At 45.0% G+C, this 8961-nt stretch carries 6 protein-coding genes; all 6 read left to right on the forward strand.

Features of this window, described 5'->3' with window-relative positions; all coding sequences use genetic code 11:
• Positions 1-1440: hypothetical protein (locus GX654_12970; GenBank protein ID NLD37772.1), on the forward strand; the 1440-nt coding region annotated here is incomplete at its 5' end.
• A 72-nt stretch (positions 1441-1512) separates the two neighbouring features.
• Positions 1513-1836: a DUF3467 domain-containing protein gene (locus tag GX654_12975; protein NLD37773.1), complete on the forward strand. Its 324-nt coding sequence runs from the start codon at positions 1513-1515 to the stop codon at positions 1834-1836.
• 98 nt (positions 1837-1934) lie between these two features.
• Entirely contained in the window at positions 1935-3803 is a 1869-nt protein-coding gene (locus GX654_12980) for an HlyD family efflux transporter periplasmic adaptor subunit (GenBank protein ID NLD37774.1), read from the forward strand.
• 44 nt (positions 3804-3847) lie between these two features.
• Positions 3848-5992, forward strand: coding sequence for a peptidase M50 (locus GX654_12985; GenBank protein NLD37775.1), 2145 nt, complete (start codon positions 3848-3850; stop codon positions 5990-5992).
• 2 nt (positions 5993-5994) lie between these two features.
• Positions 5995-7992: a preprotein translocase subunit SecA gene (locus GX654_12990; GenBank protein NLD37776.1), complete on the forward strand. Its 1998-nt coding sequence runs from the start codon at positions 5995-5997 to the stop codon at positions 7990-7992.
• A gap of 13 nt (positions 7993-8005) precedes the next feature.
• Positions 8006-8734: an efflux RND transporter periplasmic adaptor subunit gene (locus GX654_12995; protein ID NLD37777.1), complete on the forward strand. Its 729-nt coding sequence runs from the start codon at positions 8006-8008 to the stop codon at positions 8732-8734.
• Positions 8735-8961 lie beyond the last annotated feature (227 nt).

The raw sequence follows: 8961 nt of genomic DNA on the forward strand, positions 1-8961 counted from the left end.
ACTGTAACAGGTGGCTCAGGTGATGATTATGTAATCGGCGATCATGGCACAATGGTCTTTACCGGAACCGGTAACCTTACCGAGATGTCCACCAGATCGGATGAACTTGGCGGTGATGATATCATTATTCTTGGAGATGGAGATAATATAGCGATAGGCGGTCAGGGTAATGATACAGTCACAACCGGAAATGGAAATGACATTGTCTTCGGTGATTTTGGTAGCATCATACTTTCAGGCGGATTACCGCTTCAGGCAATCAGCATACCTTCACAATATGGAGGAGATGATATCATCTCAGGCGGTGATGGAAACGATATACTTATAGGCGGAGAGGGTAGTGACAGGTTGTCCGGCGGTAATGGTACAGATATACTGATTGGTGATAATGGGGTTATTCAGTTCAGTAATGGAATCCCTGTTAAAGTGGAGACAAGGCATACTGTCAATGGAGATGCGGATATTCTTAATGGAGGAGAAGATACAGATATCCTTATTGGTGGAGAGGGCAGGGATGTAGTAATTGGAAAAACTGCTGAAGATATCCTGATCAGTAAATATGGAAGGGTTATCCTTGAAGATTACAGAATTAAGAGTGTATACCCGTCTCTCTATAATATAAGAGGAGGAGCATTATACAGGGCAGAAAGATTAACCATTACAGAACAGGGCATATTGGCCCCGCCTGACAGGTCTCTGTTTATGCAGACTGAGCATAAAGCAATTGCAGGCGGCACAGTTATAACCGGGCCGGAAGAGGCATTTGGCCCATTTGGTTATTACAGTAATCTCTCTGATGGAAATAATCCGGGTCAGGGAGAGTCTACTGTTAAAACTGTAATCCTCTCTGACGGGTCAATGGAAAAGAGATATCCGAATGGCCTTGTAGAAATTATCAAACAGGACAACACAATAGTCAGATATGCGCCTGACGGCCGAGAGATTATAATACAGCCTGATGGCGTTATTATCATCACCATGCCTAACGGCATTAAGACAATCAAAAACCCGAATGGATCATCTGTAACCACATACCCTGACGGAAGGGTAATAAAGGTATTGCCGGACGGGACGATCATTAACAGTTCAGCGGAGAATGATGGCGCAGAGGTGCGGCTGAAAAAACTGTTGTTGAGCGCAAGAAGAGATACTGACGGTCTCTCTGATATGGATATTGATCTTCCGCAAGGCTTGAAAGCAAAAGAGAGTTCTGATAGTCTGGATCAGATGATAGATATAACCTCAATGGTGGCTGGGCTGACTGGTTGGGGAGCGCTGTCCGGCAAAAAATCTGAAACAGGAAAGGTTATAGATAAAGAAGGATTCATAAGCCTGGACAGAAGGAACAGACTCAGGAGGTTTATCAAATGGACAAATGGAGAGCAGGACAGGAAGAGGGAAGGCGAGTCGTTATATTTAAAGAAAAAAGAGTTTAATTAGGTGAATATGAAAAATGGTTTTGGTACATGGATACATATTTAATAAAAAAAAGAAAAATACTAAGGAGGAATTATGGCACCGAAGAATGATGAGAAATTAGAAGAAGTAAAAGATGAAAAAAAGGCGGTGGCAACACAGACATTACGCTGGGATGACTCAAAGATGACAAGCACATATGCCAATGTGTGTAATGTTTCCAGCACACGTGAAGAGGTTACCATGCTTTTCGGGACAAACCAGAGCTGGCATACAGGGCAGCCAGAGCTGACCGTTCAGCTTACAAATCGTATTATCCTGAATCCCTTTGCAGCAAAAAGGCTCACAATGCTGCTTGGCAATATTTTAAAGGAATATGAGGCGCGTTTTGGCGAACTGAAGATTGATATTCCTAAATAGTTATTGGATACCCTGCAACAACTGTATGTCGGAATTTACTAATTTTCTAAAGGGCTTGACTTGAAGGGTTAAGTCCTTTTTTAAATACCGGGTCCAGCGTGATCAATAGCGATTATAACCATGAAATGAAATTTCAGCCAAGATTAGACAACCAGCTCTGGTCTCAGTTTAACAGTGCCGTGGAACGTGAGGATTACTGCCGATGCTGGCTCACGCTCCAGTGTTCTATCCTGCAAAATGTAATTCAGGGTTTGGTTATTCTTTCAGGAGAAAACCAGTCGTCCTTTGCTCCGGTGGTAAAGTGGCCTGAAGAGGGCGGTTCACCTGAACGCCTGACAGAGATATCAGAGCGGGTCATTGAAGAAAAGTGCGGCATGCTTGTGGAGCTGGATCATGGATCAAAGATTCCACAGGGTATTGCAAGGTCATACGGGGTTGCCTACCCTATTCTCGCAGGTGAAGGGTTTTACGGGCTTGTTGCGCTTGAAGTAAAGGCCGGGACAGAAGAAGAGCTTAAATATACAATGGAGCAGCTTCAGTGGGGCATCTCCTGGATGGAGTTAATGCTGCGCCGTGAAAGAGAACACGAGGCAGTGGGAATAATAAAAAGACTCAATGCCTCGGTTGATCTGCTTGCAGATGCTATATCCAGGAAAAATTATACAAGTGCATGCCTCTCATTTGTTACAGAGCTTGCGACTTACCTCTCATGTGACAGGGTAAGCCTTGGGTATATAAGAAACAAAAAGATAAAGCTCCAGGCTGTATCACACAGCAGCAGGGTATCAGAGAATATGAATCTTGTCCGTGCGGTTATTAAGGCCATGGATGAGGCAGCGAGTCAGCAGAAGGATATTTTTTATCCTGTATCCATACATGAACGACAGATCATAAGGGATCATGAAGCACTGTCAAAAGAACACGGGTCAGCGTTTATCCTCTCCATTCCCTTTTATGATGAGAATAGATATGTAAATATAATAACCCTTGAGAGGTCAAGGGGGCACTACTTCACAGATGATGAGGCCATGTACTGTAAAAGTATCGGCTCTTTAATCTTGCCTGTGCTTAAATTAATGCATGAAAAAGAAATGCCTCTCCCTTTGAAGATCTCAGCCGGGGCTGGGGGAGGGCTAAAAAAGGTTCTTGGAGCCCACCACACCGGGAGGAAACTATTTACACTTCTTATTGTTTTTCTTATTATCTTTTTTTCAGTAAAGGAATGGGATTACAGACTTTCTGCTACAACCCATCTTGAAGGGGCTGTTAAACGGGTTATTGTTGCACCCTTTGAAGGGTATATAAAGGATGCCTATGTAAGGGCAGGCGACCAGTTGGAGAAGGGTGAAAAGCTCTGTGTTATGGATGACAGGGAGCTGCGCCTGGAACGGCTCAACTGGATAAGCAAAAGCGCACAGTATGCAAAACAGTACCAGGAGGCCCAGGCAAAGCGTGAGAGGGCAGAGGCAGAGATAATAAAGGCCCAGCTTGATCAGGCAAAGGCAAAGCTTGAACTCACAGAGAGCCAGATTGAAAGGGCTCTCCTTGTTTCGCCTTTCAAAGGCATGGTTATAAGCGGCGACCTGAGCCAGAGGCTGGGCGGCGCGGCTGTAAAGGGTGAAATCCTTTTTGAAGTTGCACCACTTGATGAATACAGGATCATACTTGATGTTGATGAGCGGCGCATAGCAGATGTAGTACCAGGCCAGAAGGGTTATATGATTCTTTCAGCCTTGCCCAGTGAAAAAATACCTTTTATTATTGATAAAATCACGCCTGTTGCCACGGCAAAAGAGGGACTGAATTTTTTCAGGGTAGAGGCAACGCCCTCCATGATTACAGAGAGACTGAGGCCTGGCATGGATGGAATAGGAAAGATCAATATTGACAGAAGAAGGCTGATCTCCATATGGACACGCTCCATGAGGGAGTGGTTCATAATAAAATTTTGGCAATACCGGCCATGACCGGTTTATTAAAAAACAGCGTTCATGATTAAAAGGTACAGGATTTGACCATCTCTCTTTTCAGCGAATCATGGTACAGGGTATCAGCGTTAAGGCCCCTTTTAAGAAGGCATGCCCAGGTGCATCACCATTTATACAGGGGAGAAGAGTGGTATGTCCTGGAGGACCACTCCACCGGCAATTCTCACCGATTTTCAAAGGAGGCATACTATATAATAGGCCTGATGGATGGTAAAAACAGCCTCAGGGATATATGGGAAACAGCATGCGGAAATCTTGGTGATGACATGCCCACACAGGATGAGGTGATAAGGCTCTTGTCTCAGCTCCATCAGGCTGACCTGCTTCAGGCAGATATCCCGCCTGATATAAGGGAAATGTATGAACGCAATAAGCGGTACAGGAAAAACAGCCTTGTCAGCAGATTTAAATCACCCCTTTCAATAAAAATCCCGTTTATCGATCCTGAGCAGTTTCTTGATAAAACCATGTTTATCGTGCGGCCCATATTTAGTTTTGCAGGGCTGCTTCTCTATATTGTTCTTCTTCTCATCGCAATATCCCTTGCAGCTTTTAACTGGACAGAATTGACCATGAATCTTGCTGACAGAGTACTGGCCCTTGAAAACATGTTTATCCTTTGGCTGATCTATCCTGTGATCAAGGCTGTTCATGAGTTTTCCCATGCCTATACAGTAAAACACTATGGCGGCGAGGTACATGACATGGGCATCATGCTCCTTGTCTTTGTGCCAGTCCCCTATGTGGATGCATCGGCCTCCTCAGCCTTCAGAGAAAAGTACCAGAGGGTAATGGTCGGTGCAAGCGGCATTATGGCCGAGCTGATGCTTGCTTCTATCGCCATGCTAATATGGGTCAATGCAGAGCCAGGGCTCATAAGGGCAGTGGCATTTAATGTGATGATAGTCTCAGGTGTCTCCACAATCCTGTTTAACGGTAACCCCCTGCTCCGCTTTGATGCATATTATATTCTGTCAGATTTTATCGAGATACCCAATCTGGCCGCGCGTTCAGCGAGTTATATCGGTTATCTTCTTAAAAGGTATCTGCTGAAGATGGATGATGCAGTAAGCCCTGTAACTGCAAAGGGGGAGGCGGCCTGGTTTCTTTTATACGGCATCAGTTCATTTATCTACCGTATGTTTATAACGATCAGGATAGCCCTGTTTATTGCAGGCCGGTTCTTTTTTATAGGGGTTGCCCTTGCTATCTGGGGTATTTCGGGTATTCTTGTTATGCCATTGATCAGAATATTAAAATTCCTCTTTATTGATCCTGCTATGCAGCGCAAGAAAATGGGGGCGGTCACCATAACAATACTCTCCATCATGTTAATTGCTTTGAGCCTGTTTATAATACCCTTTCCATCCTCAACGGTCTCTATGGGGGTGCTGTGGCCGCCTGAAAATTCAAGGCTCTATGCGGGTGCGGACGGTTATATTAAAAAGATTGTTTCACAGTCGGGCGCAAAGGTCAAGAAGGGAGAACCGCTGGTCATATGCCTGAACAATGATCTTCTAGCCCAAAAAAAAGAGCTTGATGCAATACAAAGGGAATATGAAGTCAGATACAGCCTTGCAGAGACCAGGGACAGAACAGAAGCCAGGATACTTAAGGATGAGATATGGCGAATATCATCCGAGTTGAATAATCTAGATGAACAGATAGCAAACCTCACCATAAAAAGCCCGTCAGACGGCATATTCCTGCTTCCTGATCAGGAGAGCATGGTAGGCCTCTACCTCAGAAGGGGCACCCAGATCGGGTATGTTGTGGATTTTAAGGGGGTGACAGTAAAGATTGTTGTGGCCCAGAAGGATATTAACAGCATACGCACAAGGACAGAGGCGGTTGAGGTAATGACAATGCAAAATCCTGGCAGGGCATATCCGGGCCTTATCTTAAGGGAGACCCCCGCTGCATCAACCGAGCTTCCAAGCCTTGCCCTGAGCCTTGAAGGCGGAGGGGAGCATGCGCTTAACCCTCTTGATGATAAAAAGGTTAATGCATTTGAAAATCTTTTTCATCTTGAGGTGGCAATCGATATACCTGAAATATTCACCATTGGTGAAAAGGTATTTGTAAGGTTTAGACATGGTACTGAACCCCTGTTTATCAGGATCTACCATGGCATTAGACGGACATTTCTTAGTAAATTCAATATATGACCATGCTATTCAAAAAAGGTCTGTTCCCACCAGCCTCCCATATTTTACGACCAGAAAAGGCCGATATTAAGACCCATGGCCTGGATGCCCTTTATATAAATTTAATCACATACTTTTCATCTTTTTTAAGACTGCACAAAAAGGGGCTGAAACGGTTCGTCAGATTGGTGGAACATTTTTCAGATGAGCTGAAAGGGTTTACTGAAACGGAGCTGGGTTTAAAGGCGGACGAATTGAGGGTGTTATTAAAAAGGGAGGGGATGTCACAGGAAAATACAGCCCGCACATTTGCCTTAATCAGGGAGCTATCTGACAAAATTAAAGGGCTGAGGCACTTTGATACCCAGATTATAGGAGGTAAGGTTATTCTGAACGGTATGATAGCAGAAATGGAGACAGGAGAGGGGAAGACCCTTACCGCAACACTTGCCGCAGGTACTGCTGCGCTCGCAGGCATCCCGGTTCATGTTATAACTGTAAATGATTACCTTACACAGAGGGACGCGGAATGGACCTCTCCCATATACAGTGCAATGGGTTTAACCACCGGGTTCGTCATCCACGGTATGACCCCTGAAGAGAGAAGAAAGGCATACGAAAAGGATATAGTCTACTGCACCAACAAGGAGATAGTTTTTGACTACCTTAAGGACTGGCTCATACTTGAAGGGAGAGGTGACAAGCTCAGGCTTCATGCCGAATACCTCTATAACGGGAGCCAGAGGATAGAGAGGCTTTTATTAAGGGGCCTTCATTTTGCTATTGTAGATGAGGCAGACAGTGTTTTGATAGATGAGGCAAGGACACCGCTCATCATTTCCGGCCAGGGCGAAACTGGGCGTGATGAACAGGATTTCTTCAGTCAGGCAATTGACCTTGCCAGGAAGTTGATTGCGGGGCGGGATTATCAGGTCAGTATTTCAGAGCATGTGATCAGGCTTACGTCAGAGGGAGAGGAGAGGGTCAACAGGCTTGCAAAGGATCTTGGCCCGCTCTGGAGGGGCAGGGTGAGGAGAATAGAGACGGTCAGGCTTGCCCTTTCGGCAATTCATTTTTTCAAGGCTGATGAGCAGTACATGGTGCGCGACGGAAAGGTGCAGATCATTGATGAATTCACCGGCAGGGTGATGGCTGACAGGTCTTATGAAAAGGGCCTGCATCAGCTTATAGAGGTAAAAGAGGGGTGCGGGATAACAAAACAGAATGTGGTACTGGCGCGTATCAGTTATCAGAGATTTTTCAGGAGATATCTGAGGCTTTCTGGCATGACAGGCACTGCCCGTGAGGTCAAGGGTGAACTCATGAAGGTGTATGGTCTCAATGTGGTAACAATACCCACATATAAACCCAATAAGAGGAGGGTGTATCCTGACAGGGTGTTTCCAGATGAGGCTTTAAAATGGGATGCTGTTTCAGAAAGGGTGTATGATCTGCATCATGAGGGAAGACCTTTACTTATCGGCACACGCTCTGTTGCCGCCTCTGAAAAGGCCGGAAGACTATTTAAAGAAAAGGGTCTCTATTTCAGAATACTGAATGCAAAACAGGATAAAGAAGAGGCTGATATAATATCTCAGGCAGGTAAAGAGGGTAGTATTACCATTGCAACAAATATGGCCGGGCGCGGGGTGGATATAAAGCTTACAGAAGAGAGCAAGAGGCTTGGCGGGCTTCATGTTATCCTTACAGAGCGGCATGAGGCCGGCAGGATAGACCGCCAGCTTGCAGGGCGATGCGCACGTATGGGAGATCCGGGGAGCTTTGAGGCAATACTCTCCCTGAAAGATGATATTCTTGAAAAGGGGAAAGGCGGGTTATGGAAATGGTTGACAATTGTATTTCCTTTTAAGAAAACATTGCTCTTTAGTTTTTTATCAAAAAAGGCCATATTATATGCACAGAAGAGGATGGAGCATCTCCATGCTGATATGAGAAAAAATCTTCTTAAGGATGATGAGAGGCGAGTAGAAATACTCTCCTTTTCAGGGCGTTCTGAATAGAAGGGGTTTAATAATGAAAACCAGGATATATAAGGCTGCTGTATTGATCATGGTCCTGTTTTATGTACAGATGGCCAGCGGAGAAGAGGCATATTTTGATGGTATTATTGAGCCCAGTGAGCTGGTGAAGGTGAGCAGCTCGGTTGAGGGCATCCTTGCCCAAACCTTTTTTGACCGGGGTGACAAGGTCAGGGAGGATGATGTAATTGCCTTTCTCAATTCTGACATTGAAAAGGCATCTGCAGACCTTGCACTCGCAAGGGTTGAGTTCATGAGGAGAAAGGTGCAGAGAAACGAAGACCTGTACAAGAAACAGCTTGTATCCATACATGACAAGGATGAGATGGAGACAGAGCTGATAATAGCAGAGCTTCAGCATAAAGAGGCGCTGGAAAAGGTTGAAATAAAGAGGATAAAGAGCCCTGTGAATGGCGTTGTTGTTGAGAGGTTTATCTCAAGGGGTGAGTATGTAAGTGATAAGCCGGTCATGTCGATCGCACAGATTGATCCCCTTTATGTAGAAGTTGTTTTGCCCTCTGAGGAGTATGGCAGGGTCAAAAAGGGCGCCTCTGCCAGAATCAAAATAGATACCCCTGTTGCGCGGGAGCTGAAGGCCACAGTAAGTGTTGTGGATACGGTGATAGACGCAGCAAGCGGGACATTCGGTGTACGCCTTGTGCTTCCAAACCCTGATTACTCCATACCTGCCGGGATAAAAGGTAGGGTCTTTTTCCGGCCCTGAAATAATTAAAGCATGCATTCACACGAAGACCGTGCAATTAGAAATATTTTTTCAAATGTGGGGTTTTATACCCAATACTGTTGACTTAAGTTTCATAGCACGTCATTCCCGCGAAGGCGCATTGGCGTCAAGCTAAAATCTATTGAAATGACAGGATAAATTTTAATGTTAAGGTTTGATCGTACATACAATATATTTTGTTGTCCATATAAAATATCTACTGGAAG

It is taken from the genome of Desulfatiglans sp. (genome assembly GCA_012513605.1).
Taxonomy (GTDB): domain Bacteria; phylum Desulfobacterota; class DSM-4660; order Desulfatiglandales; family HGW-15; genus JAAZBV01.

Excerpts from the sequence above, each read along its gene's own strand:
- GX654_12975 (NLD37773.1), top strand. The coding sequence starts at position 1,513 with ATGGCACCGAAGAATGATGAGAAATTAGAAGAAGTAAAAGATGAAAAA.
- GX654_12990 (NLD37776.1), top strand. The coding sequence starts at position 5,995 with ATGCTATTCAAAAAAGGTCTGTTCCCACCAGCCTCCCATATTTTACGA.
- GX654_12995 (NLD37777.1), top strand. The coding sequence starts at position 8,006 with ATGAAAACCAGGATATATAAGGCTGCTGTATTGATCATGGTCCTGTTT.